This is a genomic window from Streptomyces sp. NPDC085927 (assembly GCF_044540975.1).
Lineage (GTDB): Bacteria > Actinomycetota > Actinomycetes > Streptomycetales > Streptomycetaceae > Streptomyces > Streptomyces hirsutus.
The window spans coordinates 142,503-159,276 of record NZ_JBITSN010000008.1; the positions used below are offsets into that span (position 1 = coordinate 142,503).

Consider the following 16,774-nt stretch of genomic DNA (forward strand, 5'->3'; position numbering starts at 1 on the left):
GGGGGGGGGGGGGGGCCGCCGCGCCGCCAAAATGGGGGGGCCCCCCCGGGGGGGCGGGGGCCCCCCGCCGAATGGTGCCCGGAAGCGGGCGGCGACGCCGGCGTCAGCCGCCGAGTACCAGCCGCGGGCACCCGGCCTCGGCCCGGGACACGCAGATCAGCATGGTCTCGTTGGTCTCCTGCTCCGACGCGGTGAGGATCGAGTCCCGGTGGTCGGCGCGGCCGGAGACGATGCGCGTCTCGCAGGTGCCGCACGTCCCGGTCTTGCACGAGGACACCACCGGAAGCCCGGCCTTCTCCGCGGCCTCCAGGATCGTCTCGTCCGCGCCGACCTCGACGACCGTTCCCGACTCGGCGAACTCCACCTGGAACGGCGTGTCGGGGACGGTGCGTTCCACGGGCTTGGGAGCGAACCGCTCCATGCGCAGGGAGTTCTTCGGCCAGTGGGCGGTGTTCTCCTCGACGGCGCGCAGCAGGGGCTCGGGCCCGCACGCGTAGACGAGCGTGTCGTCACGCACCTCACCGAGCAGACCGGCCAGGTCGATCAGCCCGTCCCGGTCCTGCGGGACCAGCGTGACCCGGTCGCCGTGGGGGGCCAGCTCGTCGCGGAAGGCCATCGACGCGCGGGTGCGCCCGCCGTAGACGAGGTCCCACTCGGCCCCGGCACGCTCGGCCTCCCTGATCATGGGCAGGATCGGGGTGATGCCGATGCCTCCGGCGATGAAGAGGTAGCGGGGCGAGGGCAGGAGCCGGAAGTTGTTGCGCGGCCAGGACACGGTGACCCGGGACCCGGCGGTCAGCGCGTCGTGCACCGCCGCCGATCCGCCCCGGCCGGCCTCCTCCCGCAGCACACCGATGCGGTACGTGGTGCGGTCCTCGGGGTCGGATGCCAGCGAGTACTGGCGCACCCACGGCTCGTCCTCCCCGTCGTCCCCGCTGTTCCCCCGGGGTACATGGACGTCGATGTGGGCGCCGGCCTTCCACGGCGGCAGGTCCCCGCCGTCCGGGTGGCTCAGGGCCAGGGCGACGACGCCGTCCGATGCCTCGGTGCGCTCCGTCACCTCCAGGGAGAGCGTGCGCACGGTGCGCGTCCTCGACCGCTCGACGTCCGCGACGTCCCAGTGCACGTGCAGCGAACGGCGCACCGGGAGCAGGGCCATGCGCAGGAAGTCCAGCTCGTCGGTGTCGTCGGGGCGCAGCGACGGCAGCCGTTCGAAGAGCACGCGCAGCCCCGTCGCACCCTGGACCCGGGCGAGCGGATTGCCCAGGCAGGTGTGCCGTCCGGCGGTGAAGGCCAGGTGATCCTCGGGGTCGGGGCGGTGGATGTCGAACTCGAAGGGCCGGTCGACGTGCCGGGGGTCGGTATTGGCCGAGGCCAGTGCGACCCACACCATGTCACCGGCCGAGATCTTCACGCCCGACAGTTCCACGTCGCGCGTCACCCGGCGGGAGGTGAACGTCGAGGACGGCCGGCGCCGCACCGTCTCCTCGAAGACCCGGGGCCACAGCTCCGGCTCGGCGAGCGCGTCCTGCAGCGCCCCGGGGTTCTGGGACAGGAAGATCACCGCGTTGGTCATCGCCTGGGCGGTGGTGTCCGTGCCGGCCGCGGCGAACTCGGAGACGTGCAGGGCGATCTGCGGCGTGGGCAGCGCGTACGAGCCGTCCTTCGCCCTGGCCGACGCCATCACGGAGATGATGTCGTCGGCGTCGGAGTCGCGCCGCTCGTCCACGATGGCACGCAGCGTCAGGTTGGCCTCGACGAAGCGGTCCCACACCTCGGTTCGCCCCGGCTCGGGCAGCGGTTCGTGCGCGGACGACAGCACGGCGAACAGGTCGTCGCGCAACTGCCGCATCATCGCCTCGTGTTCGTAGCCGAGACCCAGCAGCGCCATGATGGTCCGGGTCGTCAGCTCCAGCGAGTACTCCTCGAGCAGATTCACCGAACCCCGGTTCTCGAACCGGTCGATGATGCGGTGCGCCCGGGCCTCGATCTCCGGCTGAAGCCGGTCCATGCGCTCCTTGACGAAGCCCCGCTGGGCCACGGAACGCGTCTCGGTGTGACCGGGCGGGTCCTGGCCCACGATCATCTTCGACACGAGATCCGGCGGGTAGATCCCGCGGTGCTTCTCCGGCACGTCCGCGGCCGAGTTCGCCGCCGACGAGTAGGTCCGCCAGTCCGAGAGGACGGTCAGGCAGTCGTCCCGCCGCGTCACGATCCACGCGTTGAGGTGCGGGTACCAGAACACCGGCGAGGTGTCCCGGACCGTGGCCAGATGGCCGGCCGGGTCGCGGTAGTAGTCGTCGCCCATCGCGTCGAAACCGTGGGCGACGGGGCAGCGGCCCACGGGACGGGCCTCTTCCTGCAGTGACGTCATGGCCTGGTCCTTTCGCTGGTCAGACGCTGGTTGCCGCGGAGGCGGCGATCGACGAGAGCTTCTGGAACCGGGCGACGTTGTCCCCCTCGTCCATCACCCCGGAGGAGAGGAAGCAGAAGGACATGCCCGAGACGGGGTCCACCCACAGCAGGGACGAACCGGCCCCGTACGAGCCGAAGGTGCCCGGGGAGACGAAGGGGCCGAAGAAACGCGCGTGCGTCCCCGTGCCGGCGAGGGCCATGCCCAGGCCCATGTTCCCCGGCGGGAGGTCCCACTTGCGGGCGGCGGCGACCATGCCGTACAGATCGTTGATCTGGTCGCCGGTCTGGTTGGTCACGGCGAACTCGAGCACCGACTCCCCGATGAGCTGCTCCCCGGAAGCGGTACGCCCCTTGTTGCGCAGCATCTCGGCGAACGCGAAGACGTCGTCGATGGTGGACACCGCGCCGACCCACGGCATCTCGGCGTCCTCGCGGTCGATGACGTCGTTGAGGCACTCGATGTCCTCGGGCTTGAGCCAGGAGTCGTTGGCCACGATGACCTTCAGCGGCACGCCCCGGTCACGCCACTTCCCGGGCATCCCGAACCGGGTGTGCGCCATGCCGATGGGGTCGAAGACCTTCTCCCGCATGAGCTCCCGGAACGAGTCGGCACCGTAGGCGCGCCGGGCCATCTCGCCCATGAGCGCGTGGTTGATGGCCGCCGAGTAGTTCAGGTTCGTGCCCGGCTCGTGCACGACGTCGACGCCGGCCAGCGCCTCGATGACATCGGCGAGCACGGCGAACCCCTCCGGGCCCAGGCCCGGGTTCGGCGTGGCGGGCATGCCGGCCCGGTGCGTGAGCAGGTGGGCGAGGTTGATCCGGTCCTTGCGCGCCGCGCGGAACGGCTCGGTGCCGAAGAACTCGGGGATGAGGTCGACGACGCGCGTGGAGAGCATCAGCCTGCCCTCACTGAGGGCCCGGAGGACCAGGGCGTTGGTGAAGCCCTTGGACATGGACAGGATGCGGTAGACGTCGTCGCGCCGGGTCGGGCGGCCGGCCCGGACGTCGGCCAGTCCGTAGGTGCCGCGCAGGGCGACCCGGCCGTGGCGGGCCACGACGATGTTCGCCCCGTGGTAGGCGCCGCTCTCGATGTCCGCGCGGATGGTGTCGTCCAGGACCTCGAGGAAGCGGCGTTCGACGCCGGGCGTTTCGGTGAGGGCGACAGTGGGTTCGGGAGTGTCGGTGTGCTGCACTGGTTCTTCTCCGTCCGGTGTGTCGGGGGGCGTCAGAGCATGAGGGCGCCGCCGGAGGGCGCCAGCGTCTGGCCGGTGTAGTGCCCCGCCGCGTCCGAGGCGAGGAAGAGGACCGTGCGGCCGATCTCGTCGGGCTCCGCCAGCCGCTTCAGCGGCTGGAGGGCGAGCAGCGCCTGGACGTGGTCGTCACCGGACGCCGTGAGCATGGGGGTCCTGATGCCGGCCGGGGCCAGGGCGTTGACCCGGATGTCGAACGGGGCGAGTTCGGCCGCCACCGCCTTGGTGAGACCCACGACCGCGGCCTTGGACGCCGGGTAGTAGGCGGGCATCGGCAGGCCGATGAGCCCTGCCACCGAGGCGAAGTTGATGATCGAACCGCTGCCGCTCTCCTTCAGCAGCGGCACGGCGGCACGGATCGCGTAGAAGGTGCCGTTGAGATTGATCGAGACGACCCGGTCGAAGTCCTCGTCGGAGATGCCGCCCAGGAATTCCGGGTGGTAGGTCTCACCGGTCTTGAAGGACTCGGTCATCCTGTGGTTGATCCCGTCCACCCACGCCTGCTTCTCCTTGTTCGGCGTGGCGACACCGGCGGCGTTCACCAGGATGTGCAGCCGGCCGTGGTCCTCCCGGACCCGGTCGAAGACCCGGTTCACCGCGGCGGAGTCGGACACGTCCGCCGCGTGGCCCCGGACCCGCTCCAGGCCGTCGAAGGCGCGGTCGAGATTCTCCTGCCGGAGATCCATTCCGTAGACCGTGGCGCCGGCTCCCGCCAGGGCCTTCACGGCGGCCAGTCCCATGCCCGATGCCGCACCGGTCACGACCGCGATCCTGCCGTCGAGTTCCATAGTTGATCCCCTCGTCGTTGAGGTGTGGACCTGCCGCGTTACGGCAAGGTCTGCCTTCCAGCGGTGAAGTCCGGTCAACCTAGCCAAGAATTTGACACCTGTCTAGGTTTGGTTTTCCGGGACGTGCTGAGGCCGGATTTCCTCCTGGTCCGAAGCGAAGGCCTGCTCCGCAGGGGTGCGAAAGCCGCCCACAGCCCGACACCGCCGCCCCCGCTGTGAGCGGGGGCGGCGGTGTCGGCGGAGGAGAAGGCGAGGGATCGCCGGGAGCGTCAGGCGGCCCGCACCACCCGGAAGGTCAGGCACACGACGGCAGTGCCGTCCTCCACCGGGGTGCCCTCGCGCTCCCAGAAGCGACGATGGCCGGCCCGCCAGTCCTCGAGGGAGGCGTCGCCCTCACCCTCGGCGGCGGCGTGCTCCCACGTGATCTCCGCGAAGGACGTCACCTCCACACCGGTGATCTCGACCGTGGCGACGGGACGGCCGGCGTCGTCCAGCAGGGCCAGCCGCTCACCGGCGAACTCCAGCCCCTCGGTCTCCTCGACGTACTCGGCCAGCAGGCCGGTCGTGGCGGTCTTCCGTCCGGCCAGGACGAGAGAGTTCAGCTCGTCACGCAGCCCGCCGGGGGTGCCGAGTTCCAGTGCGCGCATACCGTCGACCCGTGGCCACATGTTCCTTACCGCCCTGCTTCGTCAGCCGTGTGAAACACGGATCGTTCTTCGGCCGGCCATTATGGGCCGGCCCGCGGCGGCCGATCCGTTTCCACCGGACGGAAGAGGGCCCTGGCCGGGCGGCCCGGACGGACGCAGAATGTCGGCCATGTCATCCTCGCGCGTCCACAGCCGTACGCAGATCGGCATCGTCGGTGCCGGCCCGGCCGGGCTCATGCTCTCCCATCTGCTCGCCCGTGCCGGGATCGACTCCGTCGCGGTCGATCTGCGCGGCCGCCGGGAGATCGAGGAGACCCACCGGGCCGGGATCCTCGAGCAGGACTCGGTCGACCTGCTGGCCGGCACCGGCGTCTGCGACCGGGTGCACCGCGACGGCCACCGCCATGACGGCATCGAACTCGCCTTCGGAGGGGGCACCCACCGGATCGACTTCCAGGGCCTGGTCGGCGCCTCGACCCAGCTCTACCCCCAGACGGACGTCTTCATCGACCTCGCCGACGCCCGCGAGCGCGACGGCGGCGACGTCCGCTTCGGCGTCACCGGCGTGTCGGTGGACGGCCTCACCTCCGACACCCCGGCCATGCGGTTCACCGACGCCGACGGCACCGCCCACGAGATACGCGCCGACTTCCTGGTGGGCGCCGACGGATCGCGCAGCCTGTGCCGCCGCGAGGTGCCACAGGCCCGGCGCACGCAGTACTTCCGCGCGTATCCGTTCGCCTGGTTCGGCATCCTCGCCGAGGCGCCGCCCAGCGCTCCCGAGCTGATCTACAACCACTCCCCGCGCGGCTTCGCGCTGATCAGCCGGCGCACCGAGACCCTCCAGCGGATGTACTTCCAGTGCGACCCCGCCGAGGACGCCGCCACCTGGTCCGACGACCGGATCTGGGAGGAGCTCCAGTCCCGGGTGGGAGCCAACGGGCACACCCTCAAGGAGGGGCCGATCACCTCCAGGACGGTGCTCCCGTTCCGCAGCTTCGTCCAGGAGCCGATGCACCACGGGCGGCTGGTGCTCGCCGGTGACGCCGCGCACACGGTGCCGCCGACCGGCGCCAAGGGCCTCAACCTGGCGCTCGCCGACGTGCGGGTCCTGGCCGAGGAACTCGAGCGAGCGGTGGCGAGGGGTGACACCGCCCCGCTGGAGACCTACAGCGAGCGGGCGCTCGGCAGGGTCTGGAAGGCCCAGCACTTCTCGTACTGGATGACCACGATGCTGCACATCCTGCCGGGGGCCACCCCGTTCGACGTGCGGCGCCAGGAGGGCGAACTGGCCGCGGTGACCGGCTCGACCGCGGGATCGACCTATCTCGCCGAGGCCTACACCGGCTGGCCGGCGGGGCGGTGACCACGGCACCACCCCGCCGGGGACCGACCGTCGGCCGGTGAAGCGGTGACAAGAACAACGGCCTTGAGCCTCAAGCAGGTTGGGGATGGTTCAGTGCTGTCGTAAGGGTGCTGATCAACGCTGGAACGCGGTGGAATGGAGGTGCCGGGAGGGCGGGGACGCCTTGGGAGCCGGCCTGTGGAGGAAGCGGGAGCCGCGCGCGGCACTCCCGCCTGCCGGACGAGCCGTGACGCGTCCCGTCCGCCCCGTACGACGATCATCACCTGGGGGACCGATGACCTTTCCGCCGCCACCCACCGGGCCGGACGAGGACCCGTCCGCGCCACCGAAGCCGACCGAACCGCCCGCGCCGTCGGTTCCGACCCGGCCGCCCGCACCCCCGCCCGGCCCGCCCAGCCCCCGGGCCCCGCAGGATCTGCCGGGCCCGCCCGCCCACGACCCGCCGTCGCCGGGAGCGTCGTTCCAGGATCCGGCGCGACACGATCCGCTTGCGGTCGCCCTGGGCAACGCGTCCCTCCTGGGGGCGGGCTATCTGCTGATGCGCCGCCACGGACTGTTCTGGACCGCGGCGGTGGTCACCTCCGCGCTGGTCTGGACGGTGGTCGCCACCGCCGAGACCTGGAGCGAGGTGCTCCTGCTGCTGTGGTGGGCGACAATCGTGGCGCACGGATGGCTGCTCGCCCGGCGCCGTCGGGGCAGCCCGCGGACGGCACAGCGCCTGGTCGCGCTCGGCCTCTCCGTCGCGGTACTGCTCGGCGTGGGACTGCTGCGGTTCGACGCCCACGGCATCGAGGACGACATCGCCCGGGCACGCGCGAACGGCGACTGCGGGGCGGTGACGGAGGCTCAGGAACGGGTGTGGGCGGGGCACAGGGTCGCCGCGGCCCCGGTGGCCGCACGCGGCGACACGGCGGTCGACACCTGTGAGCGACTGGAGACGGCGGAAGCCCGGCTGGCCGCCGGACTGGAGGGCGACCAGGACGACCTGGCCTCGGGCTTCCGCCTGCTGGCCTCGGTCCTGGAGGAGGACTCCCGCAACGACGCCACGGTCGGGGCCTCCCTGGACCGCTTCCTGGACGGGCTGCCCACCGACGACGCCTGCGAGACGGTCCGGATCACGGACTGGCTCGGCGACCGGGAGTCCGAGCCGGGCCGGCAGGTCCTGGACCGGTCCTCCGAGACCGCCGACCGGCTCGCTCCGGCCGCGCTGATGGGCTGCGGCGACGCCCTGATGAGCACACGGCAGTGGTCGCAGGCGGAGTCCCGCTACCGGCGACTGCTGGACGAGTACCCCGGCGACAGCCATGAGGGCCGGGCCCGCAAGGCGATCAGGAAGGCCGTGCTGGCCCTGCAACTGGACGAGGTCCAGGAGTTGGTGCGCGAGAACCGCTACTGCGAGGAGCCGGCGAAGTACGAGGGGGCTCCCGCCCGCCGCGCGGACTCCGGCCGAGCCCTGTTCCTGGGAGACAGCGAGCACTGGGGCAAGCTTCCCGGCGCCTGGCGGACCACCGACGCGGCGAAGGCCGCCCTGGTGGTGTGCGTGGGCCGGCAGGACTTCGGAAGCGCCGTCCGCACCTGCCCCTACCGGAGCGAGACCAGCGGGCAGATCACCGACGTCACGTTCCGCAGGGTCTCGCTCCCGGTGAAGGTGTACGCGCTGCGCACCGGCAAGCGCGTGGCCGACCGCACGGTGCAGATCAGCGGCTCCACCTGCCCGTCGCTCTTCTTCACCTACGGCGTCATTCCTTCGAACAAGTACGTCACGCCCTCGAAGTCCGACATCCGCGACGCGTTCTCCCCCGTCCTCGGACGATGACCCCCGGCCTTTGACGCCGGACGCCGGACGCCGGACGCCGGCACGGCCGGTCGTGCGGCGGCCGGTCGTGCGGCGGCCGTCGTACGGACCCGGCTGTCAGTGCCCGGTGCGAGACTGCGGGACATGACGGAACCGGACCCGAAAGCGGACCTGACCCGCTATCTGCAGGACGCCAGGGAAGCCCTGGTGTGGAAACTCGAAGGACTCCCGGAGTACGACGTCCGCCGCCCGCTGACGCCCACCGGCACCAACCTGCTGGGGCTGGTCAAGCACGCCGCCGGAGTGGAACTGGGCTACTTCGGCGACGTGTTCGGCCGGCCGTTCTTCCGGCAGGATCCGCCGTCCTGGTGGTACACGCAGGACACCGAACCCAACGCGGACATGTGGGCCACCGCGGACGAGTCGCGCGAGGAGATCGTCGCGCTCTACCACCGCGCCTGGGAGCACGCGGACAGCACGTTCGCGGCACTCGCGCTCGACACCGTGGGCCACGTCCCGTGGTGGCCGGAGGAGCGGAGCCGGACCACGCTGCACCACCTCCTGGTGCGCGTGATCGCCGACACCCACCGGCACGCCGGCCACGCGGACATCCTGCGGGAGCTCATCGACGGGGCCGTCGGCCGGGGGAAGGGAGCGAGCGACCTGCCGTCCGGTGACACGGCCTGGTGGGAGGCCCACAGGCGCCGGCTGGAGCAGGCGGCGAGGGAGGCCGCCGGCCGCTGACCGGCCGGGACACGAGGTCCGGCGGGCGGTGCCGGCACGACGGTGCCACAGATCGGAGGGCCGTCCGGTCGTAGAGGGCGACCCGTCCGATCCGACACCGTGGTGAGAAGGCCGACCACGAGGAGTACGCATCGCCGGACATCGGACTCGGCAGGCCCCTCGGGCCGATCGGTCCCAGCGGAGCGATCGGGCTCGCCGGCCTCCGTACCGGCCCTCGTCGCAGCGAGGACCGGCCGGTGAGCACGACCACCCCCCTCGACATCGCCCTGCACGGCCGCGCCGGCCCACCACGGACGTCCTGGAAGCTCACCTGCCTTCGGGCGCGATCCCCCGCAGATCCCGGGCCCGGCAGTCCGTCTCCCACGCCCCGCTGACCGGGGACAGCACACCGGTGCCGCACAGGCTCCCGTCGATGCGGCCGACCGGCGACCGGATACGGCGAGAAGGGCACCCACGGGTGTCAGTGCGGCTGCCGCAGCCCGGTGACGAGGAGGTCGACCAGTCGGCGTGCGTCGTAGCGGGGATCGCTGTCCGCGCCGATGCAGAGGTTCCCCACGCCGCGCATGAGCGCGTAGGCATCCATGTCGGAGCGGATCTCACCGGATGCGGCCGCTGCGACGAGCAACCGGGAGCACACGGGCACGAGCCGGTCGAGGAAGTAGGCGTGCAGGGTCTCGAAACCGGAGTTGTCGGACTGCAGCACCCCGGCGAGTCCGTGCTTGGTGACCAGGAAGTCGACGAAGAGACTGATCCATTCCCGCAGCGCCGTGTGCGGCGTCGCGCTGCTCTCCAGCAGGGCCGGACCGGCCTCGGCGCAGGCCTCGACCTGGTGCCGGTAGACGGCGATGATGAGATCCGCCCGGGTCGGGAAGTGGCGGTAGATCGTGCCCACCCCGACACCGGCCTCGGCCGCGATGTCGCGCACCGGCGCGTCCACGCCCGAGGTGACGAAGACGGTGGCCGCCGCGTCGAGCAGCGTCTTCTCGTTGCGCCGGGCGTCCGTCCGTTTGGACCGGCCCGCGCGCCCCGTCTCCTTGCTGCCGCTGCCGCTGCCGCTGCCGTCGGTGTCGCTCACCGCGTCGCTCCCTCCGCTGCCGGACCTGCTGTACGGAACGTGGTTCCGTACCCTTGTTCCGGAGCGGTGTTCCGTTTGATCCATGATGTCAGAGCGCGGGCCGGGCGGCGACAGCCGGCCGGGCGGACCGGCTGTGGGCTCAGGGCCGGGCCGTGCGCAGCGTCGCCCATACGGTCCGGCCGCCCCCGTACTCGGCGACCCCCACCCCCCAGTGCTCCGACAGGGCCCTGACCAGCAGCAGTCCGCGTCCGGCCTCGTCCCGGGAACCGGCCCGTCGCGTCCGGGGCGCGGACGGGCCGCTGCCGTCGTCCGTGACCTGGATCAGCACCAGGTCCGGTGTGGCTCCCAGGGTGCAGGCGACTCTCCGGCTGTTCGTGTGGAGGACGGCGTTGGTGAGGAGCTCACTCACCACGAGGACCGCTGTGTCGCAGTCGTCCGGGGCGACGCCCCAGAGACCGAGCTGCTCCGTCACGAGGTGACGGGCCCTCCCGACGGTTCTGCGGTCGGGAGGCAGGAAGTAGGCGGCCCGGCAGGCGGCGCCGCCGAGGTCGGGGGGAGGGGTGCCACCGGCCGTGGGGGTGGCGTCGGTTAAGGCCACGAACGATTCCTAACGTGGGGGAACACCGGGTGCCGTGCGCTGGGGGAGCGGTCGTGACAGGTGTCCACGTGGCCACGCGTAGCCGGCTCCTGGCGTGCGGTCCGGGGACAACTGGCCACCCCGTCACTATGGTTGCCCCGCCAGTGCCCTGGCAACCCATCACTTTGCACAGTGCACAACTTCGCTGTGCGCCTGTCTGTGGGACGGAGCCCGTGGCAGACTGCCCGGCGACCGGCCGTTCGAGGAGGCATGCGACGTGAGCGCACCGCGATCGGCCCCGACCGTTCTTCAGATGGTGCTGGGCAGACGGCTCCAGGAACTGCGGCGGACCAAGGGCCTCTCGGCGCAGGACGTCGGTGCCAGACTGCGCCAGGCCCACACCACGGTCACCAGAATGGAGCAGGCCAAGGTCACCCTGAAGTGGGCCACGGTCAAGGCGCTGTTGGAGATCTACGGTGTACCGGAGAGTGAGGCCCGGGAGTTCCTCGCCCTCACCGACCGGGCCAACCGGCCCGGCTGGTGGAAGAGTTACCGTGACGCCCTGCCGGACTGGTTCGCGGTGCACGTCAGTCTGGAGAACTCGGCCACCCACATACGGGGTTACGAACCCCACGTCGTCCCGGGGCTCCTCCAGACCGAGGACTACGCCCGCGACGTCCTGAGACTGAGCCGCCCCCACCCGACGCCGGAGGAACTGACCCGGCGCGTGGCGCTGCGGATGGAGCGTCAGGCCCTGCTCACCCGCCGGGACCCGGCTGCGCCCCGGCTGTGGATCGTCATGGACGAGACCGTCCTGCGGCGACCGGCCGGCGGGTCCGAGGTCATGAAGGCCCAGGTCGACCGTCTGATCGAGGTGACGGACCTGTCGAACGTCACCCTTCAGGTGTTGCCCTTCGGCGCCGGACTGCACCCGGGCGCATTCGCGCCCTTCACCCTCTTCCGCCTTCCGATGCCGGATTTCCCGGACATCGTCGGCACGGACAACCTCGGCGGCGCCCAGTACAGCGAGGACCGGAGAGAGGTCGCGCTGCACCGTGAGGTGCTCGACCGGATGAGCGCCCAAGCAATGTCCAGGGGGCGTACCAGGGAATTCCTTTCGGACGTCCGCAAGGAGTGGGAACGATGAAGCACGCGATGAACGCCACAGGCGAGCTGGGAGCCGAGGGGTGGCACAAACCGTGGAGCGGCAGCAACAACGGAAACTGTGTCGAGGTGAAGGAAATCGGCGGTGGGAGGGTGGCGCTGAGGCAGTCGGCGGACCCCGACGGCCCCGCCCTCATCTGCACCACCGCCGAGATCGCCGAACTGGTCAGGGCGGCCAAGTCGGGAGCGGCGGACTTCCTCGTTGCCTGAGACCCGCCGGGAACCTACCGGGGTGCGTCCCTTCATCAGCGCACCGAAGCGTCTTGAGCGCGCTGATCGGTACCAGCCGAATGAAACGAATCACCACGCCGATGCCGTAGCGGAGGACTGAAGTGACAGACGCGGGATTCAACGCGGACGACATCGACACCAGCAAACCCCAGTCGGCCCGCATGTACGACTACTTCCTCGACGGAAAGGACAACTACCCCGTCGACTGGGAGGCCGCCGAGAAGGTGATCTCCTTCTTCCCCGCGGTGAAGGAAATGGCACGGGTCAACCGCGACTTCATGCACCGGGCCGCCCGGATGCTCGCGAAGCGGGGCGTCCGTCAGTTCCTCGACATCGGCACAGGAATACCCACCGAGCCCAATCTCCACCAGATCGTCCAGGGAATCACGCCCGGGGCCCGCGTGGTGTACGCGGACAACGACCCGATCGTCCTCAGACACTCCGAGGCGCTCCTGCACAGCACACCGGAGGGCAGCACCGCCTACGTCCAGGCCGACGCGAGGGAGCCGGAGAAGATCCTCGCGGCGGCGAGGGAGACCCTCGACTTCGAGCAGCCGGTCACCCTGTCCCTGGTGGCCCTGCTGCACCTGGTGGCGGAGGAGGACGACCCCTACCGGATCGTGTCCGAACTGCTCAAGTCCCTTGCTCCCGGCAGCTGTCTGGCTCTCTCCCACGCGACAGGAGACTTCGACGCCGAGACCTGGGAGCGTGTCGTCGAGGTCTACCGCAAGGGAGGGACCTCCGCCCAGGTCCGGTCACGCGACGAGTTCGCCAGATTCTTCACGGGACTCGAGCTGATCGACCCCGGCATAGAGCTCGCGGAGCGCTGGCACCCGGAGCCCGGGGAGCAGCGCAGCCGAAGTGAGCAGATCCCGTTGTACGTCGGAGTCGCCCGCATCCCCTGAGGTCCGCGCCGCCGCGGCCCACCCCGCTCCTCCGTGGCGTGCTGCGGCGCCCCACCCCACCCCCGCGCCCTTGCCCTCGGCCGGGCCGGCGCGACAGCAGCGGTCCGCCTCGGACATCCCCTTCGCACCCCCTCGCCCGCCCGCGAAGACCGTCGGCCCGCCACGGAGGCGCCGGTTCCTGACGGACGGCCAACTGTGCGCGAGGTCTGGACAGCCGTCGGGTGACGTGTTGTCATTCCGCTGCACAGTGAATTTCCAACGTTGAAAGAGCTCCCGGCCGTCGCGGCGCCGGTGCCGTACCGCACCGGCGGGCCCGCGTCGTCCTCCGGTGAACACCCGCCACCGGCACGGCCGTTCACCTACGCAGTCCGTTTCGTCCTGTCCCCAAGCCCCCTGCGCGAGGAAAGGTTCGATGACCAGACAACACACCCGCCCGAGAGCCCGGTGGTGGGCTCTGCTGACCGCCGCGGCCCTGGTCCTGCCCACGAGCGCCGCGGTTCCCGCCGCGGCGGCCGCGGAACCCGCGAGCAGCAGCACGTCCGCGCGCACCGCCGGTGCGGCAGCCGATGCCGCCGTCGAGCAGCACGGCCTGAAGGGCGAGTACTTCAGCATGTCCGCGCCAGGAGCCAGGGACTTCGCCGAGCTCGGCGGCACCCTCCTGGAGCCGCAGATCAACTTCTCCGGCCTGACGAGCACCTTCGAGGAACTGACCGGGAAGACGGAGCACACGACCGCTCGCTGGACGGGGCAGATCGAGGCACCGGAGACCGGCGACTACACGTTCTACGCCGTCGGCGACAACGGCTTCCGCCTCTTCATCGACGACAAGCCGGTCATCGACCACTGGGAGCCGGACTGGGACAGGGAACAGACCAGCGAGCCGATCAGGCTGGCCGCCGGTGAGAAGCACACCTTCCGGCTGGAGATGTTCCAGGACCTCGGCGGGTCGAACATGTTCCTGCGCTGGTCGAGCCCGACGACGCCCAAGCAACTCGTCCCCGAGTCGGCGTTCACACCACCAGCCGGCTTCGAGGTCTTCCCGGTGGACCTGTCGGTCGCCGAGGACGGGAAGCGGCTGCGCGCCCGCTTCGAGGAACGGGTCGGGGACCTCGACGAGGCCGCGGAGCACCTGAAGATCGAGGCCGACACGACCGCCATGCCGGTCACGTCGGTGAAGGCCGCCCCCGGCGACCGCGCCTCCCTCCTCGTCACGCTCGCGAAGCCCATCCAGAAGAACCAGCAGGTCCGGTTCACCTACGACGGCGAAGGCGGGCTGACGGCAGGTGGCAAGACCGTGCCCCGGATCGTCCGCTACGCCGCGAACGCCTCCGGCCACCGGCTCACCACACCGTGGGGCGACAAGCTGGACAGGAAGAACCCGCTGCCGGAGCACCCCCGCCCGCAGCAGGTGCGCTCCCAGTGGAAGAACCTCAACGGGACCTGGCAGTTCAGCGGTGCGAAGGCGGGCGAGCAGCCGGTCTTCGGCAGGAACCTGGACGAGAAGATCACCGTGCCGTTCCCCGTCGAGTCCCAGCTGTCCGGGCTCGAACGGCACGAGGACCACATGTTCTACCGCAAGCTCGTCGAGGTCCCGAAGAACTGGAAGGTCGGCCAGGGCAAACGGCTGAAGCTCCACTTCGGCGCCGTGGACTACCAGGCCCGCGTCTGGGTCAACGGCAAGAAGGTCGCCGAACACACCGGTGGGTACACCGCGTTCAGCGCCGACATCACCGACGCGCTCAAGGGCGGGGGAGCGCAGGAGGTCGTGGTCGAGGTCACCGACACCGGCGGCGCCGACCAGCCGACGGGCAAGCAGCACACCCGTCCCAGCGGCATCTTCTACACCCAGTCGTCCGGGATCTGGCAGACGGTCTGGATGGAGCCCGTCGCCGACACCGCCATTGACAACGTCGTCACCACGCCCGACATCGACACCGGCAGCCTGGCGGTGACCGTCGAGTCCGAGGGCGCCTCCCCGAAGGCGCGCGTGGAGGCCGTCGCCCGCGACGCCCGCGGGAAGGTCGTCGGCAAGGTCAGCGGGCCCGCCAACCGCCGGCTCCAGCTCCCCGTGACGAAACAGCACCTGTGGAGCCCCGACGACCCCTACCTCTACGACCTCGACGTCAGACTGACCGACGGCAGGTCGGCCGACAGGGTCGGCAGCTACTTCGGCATGCGCGAGATCGGGATCGAGGAGGTCGGCGGCTACCAGAAGCTGGTGCTCAACGGAAAGCCCGTCTTCTCCCTCGCCACCCTGGACCAGGGCTTCTGGCCCGACGGCCTCTACACCGCCCCCAGCGACAAGGCGCTGGCCTTCGACCTCGAGGCGCACAAGAAGCTCGGCTTCAACGCCGTCCGCAAGCACATCAAGGTGGAGCCGGCGCGCTGGTTCTACCACGCCGACAAGCTCGGCCTGCTGGTCTGGCAGGACTTCGTCTCCGGGAACATCACCAACGAGACCGGGCAGAAGGCCTTCGTCGACCAGGGCCGCGAGATGATGCGCCAGCACCACAACTCGCCCTCGGTCATCGGCTGGATCGTCTTCAACGAAGGCTGGGGCGAGTGGAACCGCGAGGAGAGCGGCCGCATCGCCGAGTCGGTGAAGGCCGCCGACCCCTCCCGCGTCGTCAACGCCCACAGCGGTGTCAACTGCTGCAACTCCAAGGGTGACTCGGGCAAGGGCGACATCATCGACCACCACGACTACACCAACGAGGACCCGCCGTTCCCCGACCACCGGGCGGCCATGGACGGCGAGCACGGCGGCTTCACCCTGCGCACCCCCGGCCACATGTGGCCCGGCACGCCGACGGTGATCTACAGCGGGGTCGCCGACAAGGAGGCGCTGACCCGCAAGTACGTGGAGAACACCGAGCAGTTCTACCTCGACCAGGCCGCCGCCGAACTCTCCGGTTCGGTGTACACACAGATCACCGACCTGGAGAACGAGCTGAACGGCCTCTACACCTACGACCGCCGGGAGATCAAGGTCGACCCGGTCCGGGTGCGTGAGGTCAACCGCAAGGTGATCGCGGCCGGCGCCGCCGCGGGCGAGCGGGAGCAGCTGAAGGGCGGCGGCCACTGGACCCTCGACGAGGGCACCGGCACGACCGCGAAGGACGACGGCCCCAACGGCAAACCCCTGACGCTCACCGGGGGCGCCGGCTGGACCCCCGGCGTCAGCGGCAGCGCGCTCGAGTTCGACGGGCAGGGGCAGCACGCCGAGACCGAGGGCCCCGTACTCGACACCACCGGCAGCTACTCCGTCGCCGGCTGGGTCAGGCTCGACTCGCTCCCCGGCAACTACGCCACCGCGATCAGCCAGGACGGATCGCGCCGGGAGAACCCCTTCTACCTGCAGTACGGGCAGGGAGCCTTCGCCTTCAGCACGCCCGGCGGCCACCGCGCACGGCTTCAGACGCGGCCGGAGACCGGCCGCTGGTACCACCTCGTCGGTGTCCGTGACGACGCCCGCGACGAGATCGACCTCTACGTGGACGGCACCCTGGCGGCGACCGCCGCCGCCGGCCCCGCCCACGTCGGCTCGGGTCCGCTCGCCGTGGGCCGCGCCCGGTGGAACGGCGGCGACACCGACTTCTGGGACGGCGCGGTGGACGAGGTCCACGCGTACGACAGGGCACTCACCGCCGAGGAGGTGAGCGCCCTGCACGACCGGGAGAAGCCGTAAGCGGGTTGTGGGGGGGGGGCCGGGGCCCCCCCCCGGCGGCGCGGGGGCCCCCCCCCCCGGGGGGGGCGGCCCCAACCGGCGGCGCGAACAAAAAACGCAGAGGGGGCGCACCCCCCCCCCGCCGCCGGC

At 71.0% G+C, this 16,774-nt stretch carries 13 protein-coding genes; 7 read left to right on the forward strand and 6 right to left on the reverse strand.

The window, feature by feature from the left end:
• Positions 1-103 precede the first annotated feature (103 nt).
• The 4 genes from ACIF80_RS22105 to ACIF80_RS22120 all read right to left on the reverse strand — a co-directional run bounded on the left by ACIF80_RS22105 (position 104) and on the right by ACIF80_RS22120 (position 5,100).
• Positions 104-2,374: a cytochrome P450 gene (locus ACIF80_RS22105; RefSeq protein WP_399807142.1), complete on the reverse strand. Its 2,271-nt coding sequence runs from the start codon at positions 2,372-2,374 to the stop codon at positions 104-106.
• Positions 2,375-2,393: 19 nt separating this feature from the next.
• A complete protein-coding gene (locus tag ACIF80_RS22110) occupies positions 2,394-3,608 on the reverse strand; it encodes a serine hydrolase domain-containing protein (RefSeq protein WP_399807145.1) in 1,215 nt (404 codons plus the stop codon).
• Positions 3,609-3,640: 32 nt separating this feature from the next.
• Positions 3,641-4,453 carry an SDR family NAD(P)-dependent oxidoreductase gene (locus ACIF80_RS22115; protein WP_399807148.1) on the reverse strand — a complete coding sequence of 271 codons (813 nt, stop codon included), beginning with the start codon at positions 4,451-4,453 and terminating at the stop codon, positions 3,641-3,643.
• A 269-nt stretch (positions 4,454-4,722) separates the two neighbouring features.
• Entirely contained in the window at positions 4,723-5,100 is a 378-nt protein-coding gene (locus ACIF80_RS22120; RefSeq protein WP_399807151.1) for an ASCH domain-containing protein, read from the reverse strand.
• A 169-nt stretch (positions 5,101-5,269) separates the two neighbouring features.
• Here ACIF80_RS22120 and ACIF80_RS22125 point away from each other — a divergent pair, with 169 nt between their 5' ends.
• The 3 genes from ACIF80_RS22125 (at position 5,270) to ACIF80_RS22135 (ending at position 9,005) form a co-directional block, all read left to right on the forward strand.
• Positions 5,270-6,466 (forward strand): 4-hydroxybenzoate 3-monooxygenase, encoded by a 1,197-nt coding sequence (locus ACIF80_RS22125; RefSeq protein WP_399807153.1) that lies wholly within the window; start codon positions 5,270-5,272, stop codon positions 6,464-6,466.
• 274 nt (positions 6,467-6,740) lie between these two features.
• The gene (locus ACIF80_RS22130) at positions 6,741-8,282 is read left to right on the forward strand and encodes a hypothetical protein (RefSeq protein ID WP_399807156.1); all 1,542 of its coding nucleotides are present in this window, start codon (positions 6,741-6,743) and stop codon (positions 8,280-8,282) included.
• A gap of 123 nt (positions 8,283-8,405) precedes the next feature.
• Complete coding sequence (locus tag ACIF80_RS22135) at positions 8,406-9,005, forward strand: DinB family protein (protein WP_399807158.1); 600 nt, start codon at positions 8,406-8,408, stop codon at positions 9,003-9,005.
• Between the two features lie 460 nt (positions 9,006-9,465).
• On the opposite strand, the gene ACIF80_RS22140 is transcribed toward ACIF80_RS22135, so the two are convergent.
• A complete protein-coding gene (locus ACIF80_RS22140) occupies positions 9,466-10,080 on the reverse strand; it encodes a TetR/AcrR family transcriptional regulator (RefSeq protein WP_399807159.1) in 615 nt (204 codons plus the stop codon).
• A 139-nt stretch (positions 10,081-10,219) separates the two neighbouring features.
• Positions 10,220-10,678: an ATP-binding protein gene (locus ACIF80_RS22145; RefSeq protein WP_399807160.1), complete on the reverse strand. Its 459-nt coding sequence runs from the start codon at positions 10,676-10,678 to the stop codon at positions 10,220-10,222.
• Positions 10,679-10,934: 256 nt separating this feature from the next.
• Between ACIF80_RS22145 and ACIF80_RS22150 the strand changes: the two genes are divergently transcribed.
• The 4 genes from ACIF80_RS22150 (at position 10,935) to ACIF80_RS22165 (ending at position 16,645) form a co-directional block, all read left to right on the forward strand.
• Positions 10,935-11,804, forward strand: a complete 870-nt coding sequence (locus ACIF80_RS22150; protein WP_399807162.1) for a helix-turn-helix domain-containing protein — start codon at positions 10,935-10,937, stop codon at positions 11,802-11,804.
• Positions 11,801-12,031 (forward strand): DUF397 domain-containing protein, encoded by a 231-nt coding sequence (locus ACIF80_RS22155; RefSeq protein WP_399807165.1) that lies wholly within the window; start codon positions 11,801-11,803, stop codon positions 12,029-12,031. The genes ACIF80_RS22150 and ACIF80_RS22155 overlap by 4 nt, the downstream gene beginning before the upstream one ends.
• A 122-nt stretch (positions 12,032-12,153) precedes the next feature.
• Positions 12,154-12,957, forward strand: a complete 804-nt coding sequence (locus ACIF80_RS22160; protein WP_399807167.1) for an SAM-dependent methyltransferase — start codon at positions 12,154-12,156, stop codon at positions 12,955-12,957.
• Positions 12,958-13,369: 412 nt separating this feature from the next.
• Positions 13,370-16,645 carry a LamG-like jellyroll fold domain-containing protein gene (locus ACIF80_RS22165; RefSeq protein ID WP_399807168.1) on the forward strand — a complete coding sequence of 1,092 codons (3,276 nt, stop codon included), beginning with the start codon at positions 13,370-13,372 and terminating at the stop codon, positions 16,643-16,645.
• Positions 16,646-16,774 lie beyond the last annotated feature (129 nt).

Coding starts and splice junctions, on each gene's coding strand:
- ACIF80_RS22135 (WP_399807158.1), top strand. CDS start 8,406: ATGACGGAACCGGACCCGAAAGCGGACCTGACCCGCTATCTGCAGGAC.
- ACIF80_RS22165 (WP_399807168.1), top strand. CDS start 13,370: ATGACCAGACAACACACCCGCCCGAGAGCCCGGTGGTGGGCTCTGCTG.
- ACIF80_RS22125 (WP_399807153.1), top strand. CDS start 5,270: ATGTCATCCTCGCGCGTCCACAGCCGTACGCAGATCGGCATCGTCGGT.
- ACIF80_RS22105 (WP_399807142.1), bottom strand. CDS start 2,374: ATGACGTCACTGCAGGAAGAGGCCCGTCCCGTGGGCCGCTGCCCCGTC.
- ACIF80_RS22130 (WP_399807156.1), top strand. CDS start 6,741: ATGACCTTTCCGCCGCCACCCACCGGGCCGGACGAGGACCCGTCCGCG.
- ACIF80_RS22115 (WP_399807148.1), bottom strand. CDS start 4,453: ATGGAACTCGACGGCAGGATCGCGGTCGTGACCGGTGCGGCATCGGGC.
- ACIF80_RS22155 (WP_399807165.1), top strand. CDS start 11,801: ATGAAGCACGCGATGAACGCCACAGGCGAGCTGGGAGCCGAGGGGTGG.
- ACIF80_RS22120 (WP_399807151.1), bottom strand. CDS start 5,100: ATGCGCGCACTGGAACTCGGCACCCCCGGCGGGCTGCGTGACGAGCTG.